At 35.7% G+C, this 17,801-nt stretch carries 14 protein-coding genes and 1 pseudogene; 5 read left to right on the top strand and 10 right to left on the bottom strand.

Features of this window, described 5'->3' with window-relative positions; all coding sequences use genetic code 11:
* Positions 1 to 95 precede the first annotated feature (95 nt).
* Both UABHE_RS07540 and UABHE_RS07545 read left to right on the top strand, forming a co-directional pair.
* The gene (locus UABHE_RS07540) at positions 96 to 3,311 is read left to right on the top strand and encodes a S41 family peptidase (RefSeq protein ID WP_372369638.1); all 3,216 of its coding nucleotides are present in this window, start codon (positions 96 to 98) and stop codon (positions 3,309 to 3,311) included.
* Positions 3,312 to 3,492: 181 nt separating this feature from the next.
* Positions 3,493 to 3,984: a hypothetical protein gene (locus UABHE_RS07545; RefSeq protein ID WP_372369639.1), complete on the top strand. Its 492-nt coding sequence runs from the start codon at positions 3,493 to 3,495 to the stop codon at positions 3,982 to 3,984.
* A 32-nt stretch (positions 3,985 to 4,016) separates the two neighbouring features.
* Here the strand turns inward: UABHE_RS07545 and UABHE_RS07550 are convergent.
* A pseudogene (locus UABHE_RS07550) lies at positions 4,017 to 4,462 on the bottom strand (IS5 family transposase); the annotation flags it as partial.
* A gap of 234 nt (positions 4,463 to 4,696) precedes the next feature.
* Here UABHE_RS07550 and UABHE_RS07555 point away from each other — a divergent pair.
* The gene (locus UABHE_RS07555) at positions 4,697 to 5,056 is read left to right on the top strand and encodes a four helix bundle protein (RefSeq protein ID WP_372371587.1); all 360 of its coding nucleotides are present in this window, start codon (positions 4,697 to 4,699) and stop codon (positions 5,054 to 5,056) included.
* 468 nt (positions 5,057 to 5,524) lie between these two features.
* On the opposite strand, the gene UABHE_RS07560 is transcribed toward UABHE_RS07555, so the two are convergent.
* Both UABHE_RS07560 and UABHE_RS07565 read right to left on the bottom strand, forming a co-directional pair.
* Positions 5,525 to 7,237 carry a M56 family metallopeptidase gene (locus UABHE_RS07560; RefSeq protein WP_372369640.1) on the bottom strand — a complete coding sequence of 571 codons (1,713 nt, stop codon included), beginning with the start codon at positions 7,235 to 7,237 and terminating at the stop codon, positions 5,525 to 5,527.
* The gene (locus UABHE_RS07565; RefSeq protein ID WP_372369641.1) at positions 7,221 to 7,616 is read right to left on the bottom strand and encodes a BlaI/MecI/CopY family transcriptional regulator; all 396 of its coding nucleotides are present in this window, start codon (positions 7,614 to 7,616) and stop codon (positions 7,221 to 7,223) included. The genes UABHE_RS07560 and UABHE_RS07565 overlap by 17 nt, the downstream gene beginning before the upstream one ends.
* Before the next feature lie 140 nt (positions 7,617 to 7,756).
* On the opposite strand from UABHE_RS07565, the gene UABHE_RS07570 reads away from it, so the two are divergent.
* Complete coding sequence (locus UABHE_RS07570; protein ID WP_372369642.1) at positions 7,757 to 8,536, top strand: tetratricopeptide repeat protein; 780 nt, start codon at positions 7,757 to 7,759, stop codon at positions 8,534 to 8,536.
* Between the two features lie 114 nt (positions 8,537 to 8,650).
* Here the strand turns inward: UABHE_RS07570 and UABHE_RS07575 are convergent, their stop codons facing one another.
* Positions 8,651 to 9,940, bottom strand: coding sequence for a hypothetical protein (locus UABHE_RS07575; protein WP_372369643.1), 1,290 nt, complete (start codon positions 9,938 to 9,940; stop codon positions 8,651 to 8,653).
* Between the two features lie 363 nt (positions 9,941 to 10,303).
* Here UABHE_RS07575 and UABHE_RS07580 point away from each other — a divergent pair, with 363 nt between their 5' ends.
* On the top strand, positions 10,304 to 11,047 hold the full coding sequence (locus tag UABHE_RS07580; RefSeq protein WP_372369644.1) for a metallophosphoesterase family protein: 744 nt from the start codon (positions 10,304 to 10,306) through the stop codon (positions 11,045 to 11,047).
* A 410-nt stretch (positions 11,048 to 11,457) separates the two neighbouring features.
* On the opposite strand, the gene UABHE_RS07585 is transcribed toward UABHE_RS07580, so the two are convergent.
* From UABHE_RS07585 to UABHE_RS07610, 6 genes are all read right to left on the bottom strand, one after another.
* On the bottom strand, positions 11,458 to 11,733 hold the full coding sequence (locus tag UABHE_RS07585) for a hypothetical protein (RefSeq protein ID WP_372369645.1): 276 nt from the start codon (positions 11,731 to 11,733) through the stop codon (positions 11,458 to 11,460).
* A gap of 90 nt (positions 11,734 to 11,823) precedes the next feature.
* Entirely contained in the window at positions 11,824 to 12,612 is a 789-nt protein-coding gene (locus UABHE_RS07590) for an NAD-dependent deacylase (protein WP_372369646.1), read from the bottom strand.
* A 2-nt stretch (positions 12,613 to 12,614) separates the two neighbouring features.
* The gene (locus UABHE_RS07595) at positions 12,615 to 14,387 is read right to left on the bottom strand and encodes an NCS1 family nucleobase:cation symporter-1 (RefSeq protein WP_372369647.1); all 1,773 of its coding nucleotides are present in this window, start codon (positions 14,385 to 14,387) and stop codon (positions 12,615 to 12,617) included.
* A gap of 3 nt (positions 14,388 to 14,390) precedes the next feature.
* Positions 14,391 to 15,698, bottom strand: a complete 1,308-nt coding sequence (locus tag UABHE_RS07600; RefSeq protein WP_372369648.1) for a D-arabinono-1,4-lactone oxidase — start codon at positions 15,696 to 15,698, stop codon at positions 14,391 to 14,393.
* Between the two features lie 53 nt (positions 15,699 to 15,751).
* Entirely contained in the window at positions 15,752 to 16,945 is a 1,194-nt protein-coding gene (locus tag UABHE_RS07605; RefSeq protein ID WP_372369649.1) for an amino acid deaminase/aldolase, read from the bottom strand.
* Positions 16,939 to 17,622 carry a DUF2231 domain-containing protein gene (locus tag UABHE_RS07610; RefSeq protein WP_372369650.1) on the bottom strand — a complete coding sequence of 228 codons (684 nt, stop codon included), beginning with the start codon at positions 17,620 to 17,622 and terminating at the stop codon, positions 16,939 to 16,941. Before UABHE_RS07610 ends, UABHE_RS07605 begins: the two co-directional genes overlap by 7 nt.
* Positions 17,623 to 17,801 lie beyond the last annotated feature (179 nt).

The following is a 17,801-nucleotide window of genomic DNA, read 5'->3' on the forward strand; positions in this document are numbered from 1 at the left end:
TTATTCAATTTGCGAAACTTCTCTTATATAATAAAGCTTTTCTCACGTAATGTAAAGTGAGCTACAAAAGTACAAAACAAAAAAAGGAGAACACTTTGAAAAAGTTTATTGTGTCGTTCATTCTTGCCGCGTCTTTTTTGACGGCAATTAATGCTGAAGATCCTTTATGGATGCGATACCCTACAATATCTCCTGATGGCAAAAACATCGCATTTTGTTATCAGGGAGATATTTATATGGTGGCAACAGAAGGTGGACAAGCACAGCAGCTTACACGACACCAAGCTTATGATTTCCAACCTGTATGGTCTCATGATGGTAACTTTATAGCATTTGCTTCTGATCGTCATGGAAATTTCGATGTATTCAAACTAGAAATTTCATCAGGCGCAACGACTCGATTAACATACCACTCTTCTAGAGATTACCCTTGGAGTTTTTCAAGTAGTGATAGCCATGTGCTTTTTTCTTCAACGCGCCTTGATTCTGTGACCAATGCGGCATTTCCATCTCGAGCGCTTAGTGAATTATATCAAGTGCCAACAAGTGGTGGTCGTGTTGGACAAGTTTTAACTACAGCAGCTGAAATGGCGCAGTTCAATAGTGATAACACCAAGCTCCTCTACCAAGATCGTAAAGGGGTCGAAAATAAGTGGCGTAAACACCATCAGTCGTCTGTGGCAAGAAATATTTGGTTGTACGACGCAACAACAAAAAAACATACACAAATAACTACTTTCAAGGGCGAAGATCGCAATCCAATATGGAATGATGATGACAGCTTTTTTTATCTTTGCGAAGAAAGCGGTTCTCTTAATATCTGGAAACATTCCTTTAAAGATATGAAGGCGACACAAGTAACCAATTTTGAAAAACATCCTATTCGTTTTTTAAGTCGTTCAGTTGATGGTCTTTTGTGTTTTGGTTATAGTGGCGAAATTTATATCTTACAGGAAGGTCAAAACCCTATTAAGGTAAAAGTTTCTATATATGGTGGACCAAGCAAAAACGATAAAGAAACCTTAAATGTTCGCGGTGGTATCACTGAAATGGTTGTATCTCCTAATGGCAAAGAGATCGCTTTTGTACATCGTGGAGAAATTTTTGTAACTTCAGCGAAATATTCTACAACGAAACAAATAACAAAGAGTTTCGAGCAAGAGCGCTCTATTAGCTTTAGCCCAGATGGTCGTTCTATTGTCTATGCTTGTGAAAGAAACAATAGTTGGTCGTTGTACGAGTCTTCTATAAAAAGAAAAGACGAAAAATACTTTTATGCTGCGACAATTATTGAAGAGAAGCCAGTATTAACTTCACAAGTAGAAACGTTTCAACCTAGTTATTCTCCAGATGGAAAAGAAATTGCATATCTTGAAGAACGCACAACCCTCAAGGTGTACAACATAAAAGAAAAATACTCGCGTAAGATACTTGATGGTAAACAGAATTATTCTTATGCTGATGGAGACCAGTGGTACCAGTGGTCTCCAGATGGTAAATGGTTTTTAGTTGCTTTTCTTGGTAAGAATAGATGGATGGATGAAGTAGGTCTTATTGCCGCCGATGGAAAATCCGAAGTTATTAACTTGACTCAAAGCGGATATAGTGATTATGCGCCTAAATGGTCGATGAAAGGCAAAGCAATAACTTGGTTTTCTGATCGCCATGGAATGCGTTCTCATGGTAGTTGGGGAAGTCAAGATGATGTTTATGCAATGATTTTTGATCAAGAAACGTTTGATTTTCTTAAGCGTAGTAAAGAAGATCAAGAGCTTTATGATGAATTGCAAAAAGAAAGCAAAAAGAAAGAAAGCAAAGACAAAAAAGATAAAAAAGACAAAAAAGAAGAGATTCTAAAAATCGACCTCGATGGAATTGAAGATCGCAAAATGCGTTTAACAATGCATTCTTCAGATCTTGCAGATGCTGTTTTATCTCCTGATGGAACGACATTGTACTATTTGGCTAAATTTGAAAAAGGCTATAATTTGTGGATGCATAAGGTTCTCGATTATCAAACCCGCCTCCTCACAAAACTAAATGCCAATAGCGCTGGTATGGAAATGAACGCTTCTGGTAGTGAATTACATGTTCTCGCTGACGGTCGTATGTATAAAATAACAACGGCAAGTGGCCAATTGACTCCCATTTCTTTTTCTGCAAAAATGGAAGTTAACCATTCAAAAGAAAGAGCACATCTTTTTGAACATATATGGCGTCAGGTAAAGAAAAAATTCTATGTAAAAGATTTACATGGTGTTGATTGGGAATTTTACAAAAAAGAGTACGAGAAATTCCTACCGCATATTAACAACAAACATGACCTTGCTGAAATGTTTAGCGAAATATTAGGAGAATTAAACGCTTCGCATACAGGTTCAGGATATTTTTATCGTGCACCAAATGGCGAAAGCACTTCATCTCTTGGTTTATTTTATGACGATTCCCATGAGGGAGCAGGTCTAAAAATAGCAGAGGTTATGGATAAAAGCCCGCTTAAAAAAGCAAGCTCAAAAATCAAAGCAGGTATGATCATTGAAAAAATAAATGGTAATGAAATTAAAAGTAATGACAATTATTACAAATATCTCAATGGTCAAGTAGGAAAGCGCGTACTTGTCTCGTTGTACGATCCCAAGAAGAATGAAAGGTGGGAAGAAACTGTTCGTCCAACTAGTACCCGCGGAGAAGGAGAACTAACTTATCAAAGATGGGTTAAACAACGTCGCGCTCTAACAGAGAAACTATCCCAAGGAAAACTAGGATATGTTCATATACGTGGCATGAATGACGCTAGTTATCGCGAAATTTATTCTGAGATTCTTGGACGCCACAATGACAAATTAGCGATAGTTGTTGACACCAGATTTAATGGTGGTGGTTGGTTACACGATGATCTTGTTACCTTACTTAGCGGTAAAAAATATTTTACATTTTACCCAAGAAAGCAAGACAACATGGGTGGTGAGCCTATTTTTAAATGGAGTAAGCCTTCCATCGTTGTGATGAGCGAAGGCAATTATTCAGATGCACACTTATTTCCTCTAGCATATAAAACGCTAAATATAGGTCGATTAGTTGGTATGCCAGTAGCAGGAACAGGAACAGCTGTTTGGTGGGAAACACTTCTAGGAGGAGACATGTATTTTGGTATACCACAAGTTGGTATGCTCGATTTGCAAGGCCAGTACCTAGAAAACAGTGAATTGCAACCCGACGTACTTGTCGACAATCATCCTGATGAAGTGGCAAAAGGGCGCGATCAACAATTAGAAAAAGCTATTGAAGAATTACTTAAAGAAGTAGAGTAGTGTAAAGGTTAAGTAAGGTGTGGTGTAGAAAACGTAATCGTTTTTTATATCACACCGCAACAAAAATAATCAAAGGTTTCCAAAATAGATGAGTTTTCTTGTGATTTTAGACACGAAAAAAGCATATTTTCTGAAAAAATAATGAACATAGGCGGATTTTAACGGTAAGAATAGGAAAAATATGGAAATTCGATATTACAAGTGCCCAAGCTGCAATAAACTTCTAGATTTTCATCTAGAGAAATTGAACGAGTCAGAAGATCCCAAATGCCCTTTTTGTAAAGTATCTATTAACAAATGTGGTATAGAATATGCCAATAACGATAATGTGATTCAAAATGGAATTGGATTGTTTGGGTTTATTTTTTTTGCAGCTCTGATTTTATTGAGTAGCTCAGGTTTTGACAACTCTAATTTACTTTTTTTAGCCTGCTTGATCATAGCAACCATTGTCACTGGCATGTATTGGGCATGGAAACTGGGAGCGAAACACACTATCAGATCCATAGTTGTGTTTGGTGGCATTATATTATTTGCTGGTTTAACACTGGCAATGTTAGGCGCTTTTCCTGGTTCGCCTAGTTGGGGAGATTTTGCGATGTGGTTAGCACTAGTTGTTACAATGAAATTATTGAAAGATCAAGGTTTTTTTGAAGATGATAGTTCATATTGATTGGTTTATAGTAGGGCGTGTCATCATTCAAGCTAATGAAGCCAAATAATGCAAGAAACTAAGTATACAGCCGCTAAAAAATTCTGAGCAGTTTTGTCGTACCGCGCAGCAATAGCTTTGCAGAATAGATTTTCTATCAGATGGCGAGATTTATAAAGGTGGCTATCGCATTCTTTTGGCTTTTTAATATTAGATTTCGGAGGAATCACAACAATAATATCTCTTTGTTCTAATTTTTGAATAACGCGTTCTTCTGCATAGTAAGCTTTGTCAGCAAGTAGCGCTTTAGCTTTGATAGAAGGCAATAGAATATCTGCTCCCACTAAATCATGTACTTGCCCTGCCGTCAAAGAGAAATCTGTAGGGTTCCCTAACGCATCACATATAGCATGTATTTTTGTGCTAAATCCTCCGCTACTTTTTCCTATTGCTTGGCTTTGATCTTTTTTTTTATTGCACCTGCACTATGTTGATGTGCCTACCTGGATCTGTCTTTTTTCCTAACAATAACGGTTTTAATTTTTTCCATTGATCATCTCTCAGGATATAACCTCATTAACAATCTCCTTTTTAAGAGATTATATCCATAGCAATACTTTTTTCAATTGATCTTCGCTAAAGATGTCGTTGCCTCGTGTTATTATACGACCGAACGTTTTGAGCCCGTTTCCGAGCCCTAGCCCGCTTCCGAAATCTTATAAATGAGGTTATAATAAATCGTTTCGATCATGAACGTCTTGATGTTTACCAAGTAGCTCTCCAATTTCTTATCCTTGCGCATAAAATTGTAGAGTATTTACCAAAAGGCCACTCTCACCTTTCTAATCAACTCCAGCGTGCTGCTTTGTCGATGTCTTTAAATATAGCAGAAGGCGCTGGTGAATTTAGTTCTGCCGAGAAAGCTCGTTTTTATAGAATTGCTCGCCGATCTGCTACTCAATGTGCTTCTATTATTGATATCTGTCGATGTTTAAAACGAGTAAAACAAAATCTTCTGGCCAACGGACGAGAACTTCTTTTGCGAGTTGTAGCAATGCTTACTCGTTTGGTCAAAGTTCAAGTAAAAACGTAAGACTTAAATTGCTAAACGAGATCGGGCTCGGGCTCGAAAAAATAGACAATACTTTGAATGATGACAGGCCCTAGTACTACAGTTGTAACTAAGTACAGTTCCTTATTTTCCGGTGTTTCTAGCTGTTTACAAATAACAGTATTTTTTGCTATTTGAGAAGAGCTATCGATAAAATAAGACCTACAGAGTGTCTAATTTTTATAGCTACCTATTTGTTATTTTAATTACAACTGTAGTACTAGTTATAACAATAATAATTTAAATTCTCTTCCCTACCTCTCCAATCTTGTTCTTCGCCCTTCCTGCAGGAAGTATGATTGGGATGCATGTAGTGGATAATAAAATCGAAATAAAAAAGGAGAACAGCATAAAAAATGATCTCCTTGTTTCGCAAAAAAGCAAAGGATAGAAAAATGCTCTTAAACCGTATCTAAAAAGTGCCCCCTTTTATTACATGCGCCCGAACGATTACTTATATATCGTTGTTCCTTCTTCATCAATAATCCAGCGTCCTTTTGTATTTTTTGTTAGATATATTGTCTTGTTATCTTTTAGAATATTATAATTGTGGAGTTTGGCAATCGCTTTAAGTGCTGTAAGCCACGAAACGGATTTTAGTTTCATAGTTATGCGATTTTCTATATTACGAGCCACTAAGATTTGATGACCACTTACACTTTCGATGTTACTTATGACACTTCGCACATCTGCATCTTTCACGTCAATTGTAATCGTTGCTATTTTAGCTACGCGCCATACATTATTTGATTCTTGGATTACTTCACTATCACAACCACTAACAACTAGTTTTAATGCCGAGAGCCAGTTCAATTCCTTCGTTTCTAAATCTACTTTACCTTGGACATCACTGGAAATAATAATGTTAGCGTTTGCAATTTCAGCTATTTGTTTAATTGCTTCTCTAACATCTAGTCCTTGGTATTTGAGGTTAACCGTCATAAACTTTTCAATCATCCACTCGTTACTATTTGTATTTCGTACATGTAAATTATGTTTGATCGCAATTTTTTGAAGTACTTGTGGCAAAGATGCTTTTTTCATGTTAATGGATATTTTTGCTTTTATTCCATTAGCAACTACAATTTGTTGTGTTGTGATTTTTGAAAGAATTTTAGCAACTTCTTGGATGCTTACATCATTGACATTGATAGTAACAGGTATTTGATTTTCTTGTTTTTGGGTTGGCTCATTTTGGGCGCAAACTAATGTTGCCAAAAACAAAAAACTAGCAAGTATTACGAAACGCAGACTTGAATGATTACTTCGGTAATTAGGTACTAACATACGTTGAATCCTCCGACTAACTGAACTGTTTTCAAAAAACCCTGTGGTAATATTTGGAGAAAAGGTAATTTGTTGTGAATTGTTTTTCAAAACTTTCAAAATAGAACGAACATACTTTTGTTGCGTTTTTTTCAAATGATAAAAAGCCATATCATCGCAAATGAATTCTCGCTCTAAGCGAATTTTTTTATTGATATACCACATACATGGATGGAAAAAATAAATAATTTGTAAGGCAATTTGTAATAAGTTTGCTAAAAAATCGCGACGGTAAATATGCGACAGTTCATGCAATAAAATAGGTTCTAGTTCTTCTACCGTCCAACTTTCTATCATGTAGGAGGGTAAGATAATTTGCGGACGAAAAAAGCCTACTGTTGACGGTGGTTGTTGGCCATGTACGATTTTAATTTCTTTATGAATGCCAAGTTGCCGCTTATAAGACACCAACCATTCTCTTATATCTTGACGTTCTATGGGTGTAAGCTTTTTTAATTGTTGGTAAATATGCGCAATACGTCGTATAACAATAATGCTAATTATCGTTACACAAACGATCCAAAAAACTACCAGATAGCTAGCCAAAGATAGCGATTGCGACACGTCAGTACTACTTACTGTGTAAGGTGTTGGATTTCCTAAGGATAAAAATATCGCCATCGAATTAATTTCAAAATTTTGCGTGTAAGTAGAAAAGTCTATAGGAATACAAAAGCGCAACAAAACAATAAACCACAGAGCATAGGCAAATCGCGGTGATTTTCTCCCGAAAATAGATGTAAATATCAAAGCTGCTACTGTTAGCCAGACTAATTGCCAACTTAGCATCCAAATAATATCTACAATAATATTACTTAACTCATTCACTTGTTCCATGTTCTTCCTCATATTTCTCTACTAATTTTTGTAAAGAGTTTATGTCTTTTTTACTCATTTGTTTTTCGCTAACAAAATGAGAGAATATTGGCGCAAAAGTATTATCGAGTACTGTATTCATAAAGCCTTGGATTGCATCTTTCGTCACTTGTTTATGAGAAACTTCAGGAACGTAAATATACAAGCAACCTATTTTTTCTCTTTTTAAATAACCTTTTTTAACAATACGATCCATCATTGTTTTTACTGTGGGGTATTCCCATTTTTTTGTAGGAAAAAGTTGTTCGTACACACAACGAACTGTACAATTGTCTTTTTTCCAGCAAATGTTCATAATAAGCCATTCTGACTTTGAAAGTTCAGGAAGAGATTTTTTCATAGAATTCTCTATTCTAGTTACGGATGTAATAAAGGTGTTACATGTGTAATAAATACATTTATACTGTTACAAATGTAATAGAGAAGTGCAAGTGTTTTTTTTAAAGAATTTTTATTTTTATGTTTAATAAGGACGTTACAATGAAAGAACAAGCCGATGAATACTGGGCACAAGGAGAAATATTCAACGAAGAAGGTGAATACGATAAAGCTATTGAATCTTACAATAAAGCAATTGAATTAGATCCTTGTGATACTGATTATTACGACGGTAGAGGTACTAGTTATAAAAATAAAGATATGTACGATGAAGCTTTCACTGATTATAATAAAGCTATCAGTCTCGACTGTGAAAACTCAAGTGCTTTCAACAATAGAGGAAATTGTTATTGTGACATTGGGGAGTGGAGTAAAGCCATTTGTGATTATGGCAAAGCTATTGAACTAGAACCTTATGATCCAGTCTCTTACAATAATAGAGGTAATTGTTATAACGATATGGGAAAGTGGGATGAGGCTATTGATGATTTGAATAATGCTATAGAGTTAGATTTTAGCTATGCTATTGCATACTACAACAGAGGAAATAGTTACGACGAAAAAAAAGAGTACAACAAAGCGATCGCTGATTATAGTAGAGCAATAGAAATTGATCCTAGTGATTCTTCTACTTACAATAACAGAGGAAATACTTATAAGAATAAAGAAGAGTATGATAGTGCTTTTGAAGATTTAAACAAAGCAGTAGAACTTGACCCTAATTGTGGCACTACTTATGCAACTTTTTCAGAGCTTTATACCAAAATCTCGGAAGCTCAAGAAGGCGAAGAAAAACAAAAGTCTTTAGAAAAGTCTTCGTATTATTTGAAAGTGGCAATTGAAAACGGTTTTATTACTGAAGACAACAATAAAACGCAGTAGAATTTTGCAAGAGATTGGCCACTACTGAAATAACGATAAACACTTTATCATTATTTCAGTAGTGGTGTTGAGTTGAATGAGAAATTAGTTTTCCGTTTCTTGTGCTATGTGATTCTACTTTTTCTCAAAAGAATAGTCTTTTTTCTCTAGTTGTTGGCGTAATGTTTTTGTCATAGCTGTTTCTAGAGTATCTTTATCACCCACTTGTTCTTTCATTTTTTGTGCGACATATTTTTTGCGCGCATCCATTAAAACTTGAATTTCTTTTTGAACTTCAACGCGTTTTTTTAGTAGAGAAGCCACATATTCTTTGCGCTCTTCCATTGTCATTTTCTGCATATTCTTCGGTAAATCTTCGGTTTTAATCTTTTCTAGCTCAAGTTTTCCCTCTCGATTTGCATCAACAAGATCCCAAGCGGTATTGCGGTAGTGTACAGAAGCCTTGGACATCGCACGTTGAATATTGCCACTATATGAATTACTTTTTGCCATTTTATCTTGAGCAATTTGACGTTTCTTTCCCTCTGAACCACCTGAACCGTAAGCAACATAAGTGGAGTTCAACTTTTCATTTAAATCCATAATTTTCTTATCTTGCGGGGCTTTAACATCAATTACTTTACGGTTTTGATCAATATTCATATAAATACCATCTGCTAAAGTTGCTGCATCACGCCATTTTCCATTAATACCTGTTTGATAGTCTCCACAGTGGATGGTATTTATAATAATGCCTTTAGCGATAGCAACTTTACAAGATACTCGATAATCCATGTCGTTTAGCTTTTTTTGTTTTTCTTCGCTATTTTTAAGAGCAGTTTTTGGCTTTTTTATACCTTGTTGTGGCACTTGAACTTGTTGTTGAACATTAGGCGCATTGGGAACATTGCGATTATAAAAGCGAGGATTCTGAAAACTACTTCCGCCTCCAGGAATTTGAGTGAACGCTTCGTTTCCCGCTATGTATATAGCTTTAAAATCCTTACCACTCTCGCTCCATTTTAGCTCTTTTACAGCTTTGTTAATGACATAACCGCAGTATTCACTTCCACCGTTAGTTTTCAAAGCAAACAATTCTTCAGAGACTTTGTCAAGATCGGTTGTCAGTGGTAGTACGCGACGTATAAACCCATTTTCTGCAGAAAGAGAATCATTTCCATACTCGTATAAAGCTACTTGAAGTTGCGGAGATACACCATTTTTCTTAGCTGTAGCTAATTCATTGACAATACTCCATAGTTGGGTTTTCGCTTGATGAATGAGTCCGTCCATACTATTACTTGTATCTAGAAGTACTGCTATTTGAATTACATATGTTTCTTTTTTCTTATCCTCTTGGGTAAACAGAGATGTGCTGACAGAAAAAGCAAAGAGTAAAAAGATAGTTAATAAGTTACGTGTCATGGATGTTCCCTTTCTTATAAAGTTCGCGACGCGAAAGGATGATTCTTCTTTATTTTTCGCGTCCTTTTGGTAACCAAGCGAATCGCTTGCTCTCGGTGTCAAAAGCCAGATCACTTTGCCGGTGATTTAGCTTCCCACACACAAAGTATAACATAGAAATGCAAAAACTATTGTAACACGTTTGTAACAAGTTAATTTGGTAGTTCTATTTGCACTCCTTATCCGATCCTCTGGTATAACGAAAGTAAAGATGGTAAACTGTGAAACATTGAAGATTGTCGATATGTAGAATAAAGAGTAGAATTTGAGTACCATAGCGAAAATCCACCTCAACTCTACTCTCATTTTTAAAAGGAAATAAGAATGAATCACTATATTATAAGCGATATTCATGGTTACGCCAATTTACTTTATGATCTCGTTGAAACGTTAAAAAAAACTATACAAAAAGAAGATACCATTGTTTTTCTGGGAGATTATATCAATCGCGGTACAAATTCTAAAGGGGTTGTTGATATTGTACTTCAATTGAAAAACGAGTATAACGTAGTATGTCTAAAAGGTAATCACGAACAATGGATGTTGCAGTCTTTTCAAGAAGGAAATAACTCTTGGATTATGGGGATGGATGGCTTTAGCACTGTGGCGTCTTATTCTCCTGAGTTTGCAGATGAATTACGCGCGGTTTTTAAAAAATTAGGGCCTAAAATTTTTCTACAAAAAGATATAATTATTCCCTATTATCAAACTTTTTTTAAAGAAATTATGCCACAACAACACTTGAATTTTTTTCTAAATTTGAAAGGGTATTACGAGAGTGAAGGGTTATTATGTGTTCACGCGGGTATAAATCAAGACAGACCTCTTGAAGAACAACAAGAACAGGATCTGTTGTGGTCACTACCGCAAGATCTTCTCCATACATGGCGCGGAGAACAGACTATTGTAATGGGACACCAAGGTACTCATGAAGTGTATAAATCGATGTGGGGAAAACCTATTATTACTGAAAAAGTTATACTACTCGATACCAGTTGTTATAACACAGGTGTATTAAGTGCTATTCGTTTTCCTGATCGAGAGGTATTTCAAGCAGCTTTGTCCTAGTAATGTCTATCTTCAATACAGTCGAGTTCAAAAAAAGGTCAAGGTCATTTTAATTCTTTTTTTGTTGATTTTTCAAGAAATGCATAAGGTACTTATTTTACTTGCTATAGAGCTAATAATAGCAAAAATCTCTTTTTGAAATTTAAGATAAATTGAAGACAAATAAAAAATCTCAATTATAAGCTGCTACCTTCGTAACATCGAAGAAAAAAAATGAATGTAAATTATCAAGAAAAAAAGAATTAAATGACCGTGAAAAAAGGTAGTCCATATCATGTAGTGATTAGCAAAAGTTTCTAGGTCGCTGGAAAGTAGAAATGGTAGTACTAAAAAACAACGAGCGGGAATTTAAGCGACCTAAACATATTACTCAACTACCAGATCCGATAAAGAAAGAAGAAAAAGAAGCCCTACTCAACAGTGACATCTCCATACTTTCTCAACAAATGACAGCAATGATCCCAAAATGCTTTGGGATCATTACTGATTAAATCGTCCCAACTGTTATCAGTAATACTTGCTAGTTCGTATATTGCATCATCAACGGCATCGTGATTAGGGATTCTAACGGTTATAAGATTATAGTATGTACAATTAAGGTAGAAAGTAAAAACTCCATGTTTCGTTTCTTTTCTACGTTGGCTTTGTCTTATCTTGCTTGCGATAGTTCTTAAATTTTTGCTCATGTATTTTTCCCAAAATTTCTAACAAGATACAAGGCGTATCGATATTTAGCAAAAGATACCTTTTTGGACGATGTTTTCTCTCATAAGCAATTATACGGAAAATAATTCAGGTAGTATCTCTCCTGCTTTACCATGAAAAACAAAATCAGCATCATGATCAGCAACAGTTTCTTCTAAGTTAATTACCGCTGTTTTTGCGCCAGAAGATTTAGCTATTTGGATGAGGCTAGATGCTGGCTGCACCAAAGAGGATGTGCCTATTACCAAAAATAAATCGCAGTTTTGAGCAGAAAGAAAAGCTTGATTGATGTTACTTTTACTCAAGGATTCTCCGAACCATACAACATTGGGGCGTAAAATACCGTCGCAACCTTGCTTGCATTTCGGCAAATCTTCTACTTTATAGTGATTTTTTTCTCCCGAAGATTCTTGATTGAAAGCATTTGTAATAGGGACTTCGCGATTTTTTTCAACATAGCCACATTTGCAACAACGCACCATCCAGATAGAACCGTGAAGTCTGGTGACATTTTTTGAACCAGCGTCAAAATGAAGATCGTCGATGTTTTGGGTAATGAGAGAAAAAGTTTTTTGCTGATCTTGTAATTTTTTTTCTAGATCAGCAAGAGCTTTATGGGCTAGATTAAACTTTTTATCTCCCATCATTTTTCGGCGATAATTATAAAATTCCCATACCAAACCTGGGTCTTTTTCCCATGCTTGTGGGCAAGCAACCTGAGTTACTTCATGGTTCTTCCACAAACTATTACTCCCAGACCCGCGAAAAGTAGGAATATTAGATTCTGCAGACACTCCTGCTCCGGTGAGTACAGCAACATATCTACTTTTTTTTAGTTGCGAGTGAAATATCTCTTTCATTGTTATTTTCCTTTTGGCATAAGTATAACGTAGATAATTCCCGAAATGAAAAAACCAACAAACCACGCATAAGTATAAAGCGACATAAATATCTGCGGGGCAGAATCAATGAATCCGCATGTGGCCAAAAATCCTGGAATATTAGGTAAAACACCAAGAATAAGAGAAATAATGGCGATAACATTAAAACCATTTTTATAACTATACTCTGAATTTTCTTCGTATAATGCTGCTAAATTCATCTGCGTTTTGCGTACTATAAAGTAGTCTGCGATAACAATTCCCGCTATTGGCCCTAAAAGAGCACTGTAACCAATGAGCCACGTAAATATATAGCCTTGAGTACTCGCAATTAAATTCCAAGGGCAAATAATAATACCAATAACACCAGTGATTAGTCCGCCTGTTGTGAAGCTAATTTTTTGCGGATACAAATTGGAAAAACCATTAGCAGGCGCAACAACATTAGCTGCTAAGTTCGTTGATAAAGTTGCGATGGCGATAAAAACCATTGCAGTCATCACAATCCACGGCTGCTCTACTTTGGCTAGTAAATCTACAGGATTCCATGGAGCTTCTTGGGCGATTAAAATGTCTGAAAACAAGATAATTCCAGTGCTAGTCGCAATAAGGCCGACAAAAGAATATAACGCCATTGTTCCTGGTAAACCAATAAATTGACCAGCGATATGCTCTTTTTGCGATTTAGCATACCGTGTAAAGTCGGGAATATTTAAAGATAGTGTTGCCCAAAAGCCAATAATTGCAGTCAGCAAAGGGAAGAATATTTTCCAGAAATCGCGTTTAACAGGTGTACTCTTCGGTTCATTTGGAGTATAAAGTATTTGTTTTTTGATTTCTTTAGTTTGATTGTGCTCATTGCTAAACTTTATACTCAAATTTAAATATTTTCCAGCTTCTGGTAATTTACGTACTTGGTACTTAATCTCTTTCGAGTAGGTAAATTCACTGCTATGATCTTCTTCGATGATTGTTACATGTGTTGCACGTGGTTTTCCTGAAAACTCTAAGGCGTTAAATTTGAGCGATACACTATTACCTGAAAAGTTTTGATCAATAATCACAGGAGGTTCTGTAAATGTTTGGGTATTGTCTAAAGCTCTTTGCATACCAACACTTGTTATTGACCAAATAAGAAGTGCAATTCCCATAAGAATTAAAATAGGAGCTACGTAATTCTCTAACCAGCGAATCGATTCAATACCTGCAACAATAATTGCCATATTGCACGCCCAGAAAATCAAAAAGCAAACTAACTGCCAAATATTGATGCCGATAAAAAGAGTTTTTGCTTCCGCTAGAGTAGGAAAAAAATTAATGACACAAACATAAATAGCTAGGCCACCGATCCAAGTTTGTATACCAAACCATCCACATGCTACTAAAGCTCTTAGAATAGAAGGGATATGTGCACCTTTCGTCCCAAATGAAGCCCGGGTTAATACCGGAAAAGGGATACCGTATTTCGTTCCAGGGTGTGCATTTAAAATCATGGGTAGAAGGACAATGGTGTTTCCGATAAGTACCGTTAAAATAGCTTGCCACCAATTCATTCCCTCATTGAGAAGGCTAGCCGCGAGCATATAAGTAGGAATGCATACTGCCATTCCAATCCACAGCGCAGCAATATCCCAGCGTTTCCAAGTACGTTCTGCAATTTTGGTGGGAGCAATATCTTCGTTTGTTAGCGAATTATTCGGTAGCTCACCAGTTAATTCTATCATATTGTTTTGTTCACGAATTTCATTGCTCATTGACTATTCCTCGAAAACAGATTGTAAGTATGGATTCATAAATAGACCTTCTGGGTCTAGTTTGCGGCGTATTTTTTGAAAATTATCCCATTTAGGGTATATATCTTTGAAATCTTTTGCTGTTAAGTTGTGCATTTTTCCCCAATGCGGACGTCCACCAGCTTTGCGAAAAATAGCCTCGCAACCAGCAAAATATTCTTTATAAGGCATGCCGCGGAAACTGTGAACAGCAATATAAGCGCTTGGTTTTTTATATGCAGGACTTAAATAAATATCATCTTCATTTACAACGCGAAATTCTATGGGAAAAGAAACGTTAATATTTTTGTCGCGAATCCATTTCTCTATTTCCTGCAAAACTTCAATACCCTTTTCGAGGGGCACTGCATATTCCATTTCATGAAATTTAACCCAGCGATAACTACTGAAAACATTTGCACTTAAATTTATTTCTTCTCCTTGAGGAATTAGCGAGGTTCCCATAGAATTAATTTTTTGCGACCACTTTGGAAAAATACGGCATAAATTGCCCATTGTGAACAAAGCACCGTTTTCAAATATAATCTCACTAAAATATTTTCGCCATGTACCACTGTCTCTTTTTTCACTAGTAATATTCATTGTCTTTGTGTATGTATAATTGGTGTTAGGCAACCAAAAAAATTCAAAATGGCGATTATTGTTTATACTTTGTGTAAAATCAGCAATATTTTGATCTAGAGTGCAACGTTTCTTCTCTACTTTTAGATAGTATTTAGGCATTAATTTTATAGTGATTTTGCTTATAATACCTAAAGACCCTAGAGATATTTGCCCTGCTTTGAAAATTTCGCTGTTTTGGGTTTCTGAACATTCTAGAACGTCACCATTAGCTGTAATCAATGTAAATCGAGCTATTTGGGTGGCAATATTTCCCAAAGAAAGGCCTGTACCATGAGTACCCGTTGACGCTGCTCCTGCAATGGTTTGACAATCAATATCTCCAAGATTTTGCATTGCTAGACCTCTATCTAACAACATTTGTCCTAGAGCACGAAGTTGCGTACCTGACTTGACTGTCGCTTCGCATTTTTCTTCGTCAATGCTATAAATGCCATGATATTGTTTAAGAGATAAGATGTTATCTTCTGTCTCAATTAAAGGAGTGAAGGAATGGCCTGAACCCACAACTCGGATATTTTGTTTTTTGTATTTTGCTTGTTGTACAGCATCAATAATATCTTGCTCGCTTGTCGGAAAAAATATTTTTTTAGGCGTACAAGAAACAGATCCTGACCAGTTTTGCCAGCTTTTTTGCGTAAAAATTTTCATTGTTCTCTCTTTCGATGTACAGCAGAAGGCATATATTAGAGGCTATACGCCTTTTATAAAAAGCACTTTCCTTCGCCGCGGTACGTGTCTGTCTTCTTTATGATTGTTTTATTTTTGATTAGATATATTTGGTTAAAATGTTCGCATAGTTCACCTGCTTTACTATGACGCATAAAAATAGGACTACCTATTTTTATTTCCTTTTCTCCCTTATAAGATATGGGGGTTTGTACTTCTCCAGCGCCTTCTGTACTTAACAGTGAACACCCTCGTGGTAGGTATGGTTGTGGAATTTTATCCTGCCCGACACCAGAGGCAACGAATCCTCCGCTGTGGCATGTAAAAATTCCTTGGATTGGTATACGTGTAACCTCAATGGCGTAAAAAAGGGCTGGTGCATGTTGAAAGTTCTTGTAGTAATCGAACAAACTCGGACAAAAAAAAGCGGAGCCAGCTGTAACTTCTGTAACGCAACTCTCTAAAGACGTTGACTCTAAACTGCCGGTTCCTCCGCCATTTACAATGCAGCATTCAAATCCATTTTTTTGTAGTTTGTTTACAATATCTTCTCGTAATCGGCGTATACGCTTTATTGAAACCTTTTTTAGTAGTCGTATAATAAAGTTCATAACCCTATTATTGAAAGGATTTTTATCTCCTAAACCAGCAATTTGAGCTTCGTACCCCATAATTCCGTTAAAAAAAATATTTTCAGATTGTTTTATGTATTGAGCTAATTGCAAAACTTGTTCTGCTTTATTAATAGGAGAACGTCTTACACCAAAGTGAATTCCCGGAAAACTACTCGACATATCTACATCTATACAAAGCGGAATACTTACATTTTCCTCTACGCAAATGTTTGATATTTTTTGTACTTGAGTAACGCAGTCAACCATTAGAGTTATTTGAGCACCTTGCGCTGTGGCCTTGCAAACCATTTGTATTTTTTTTGAGTCAAATATAGGGTAAGCAATTAGAATATCGTTAACTCCGTGAGAGTGTAAATGAACAGCTTCTTCAGCGCTATAACACATAACACCTTGAAAAATATTATCACTACCCAGAATATGTTTTATTAATTGGGTACTGCGAATTGATTTAGAGGCTATGCGGATTTTTTTACCTTGGGTTCGCGCAATAACCTGCTTAATGTTTTTTTCGAACAATTCCATATCTAAAATTGCGCAGGGAAGGGTAAGATTTTCTGTTATATCTTTATAGTCGCTATAGTGAGGATTTACCAATTATAATGTCCTAAACCAAAAATGAGAGATGTTCCTAAAAAACCTGTTACACCAATAGCTAATGCGGTAGTTATAAAAAATAGCCACGTAATTTTTGATTTGCTATTATTCATTTCAAAAAGTGCTGTCGTCATAATGAGGATCGCAGTTAATGTACCCATTATTTTATGAATATTTGCAACCGTTTCAAGTTCATTTTTGTATACAGAAGATAAATAAGCGCACCACCCTAAAACAAGAGCGATAATTGAACTCACTGCAGCAAAATTTAAGCAATAATAAATCGTTGATTGTAGCTCTTTTTTATATGCCGCGCTTAACGCTTTTGCTATAAGTGCAGCAAAAAACAAAGCAATAGGAAAATGAACTGCTATAGGATGTAATTTTCCTAAAAAAGAAATAAGTTTACTCGAAAAACTTGCTTTGGGTATTTGTATATCTTGTGCTTGATAATTTTTCATGTATTTTTGAGGATTCGTGCTAAATTTTTTCAAACATCTTTTGCAACAAAGATATACTCTTTGCCCACCATAATCATAGTAGATGTTGGGATCAGCTTTCTCTGCGGTCATTACTGGACACATTTGGTTTGTAATATTTCTTTTCTTGTTTGCAATAAAAAGTACTACAATAGAAAAAATGCTAATAAAAATAACGACTAGTGTGGTTTTTTTCATAAAAATCTCCATTGGTAAAATAGGCGTGTCGATATTTAGGTTTTTGTATAATGTGAGTTATTTTAGGGAGCGGCAAGGCATTTTGAAAGTGTAAAGTTGCGCTTTGCAAAAAAAAATAACGATGAAAATCTCTAAAAGAGCTAAACCACAAGAAAGATGAATGTTTACACGCACTGAAT

This window comes from Candidatus Uabimicrobium helgolandensis (genome assembly GCF_041508025.1).
Lineage (GTDB): Bacteria > Planctomycetota > Uabimicrobiia > Uabimicrobiales > Uabimicrobiaceae > Uabimicrobium > Uabimicrobium helgolandensis.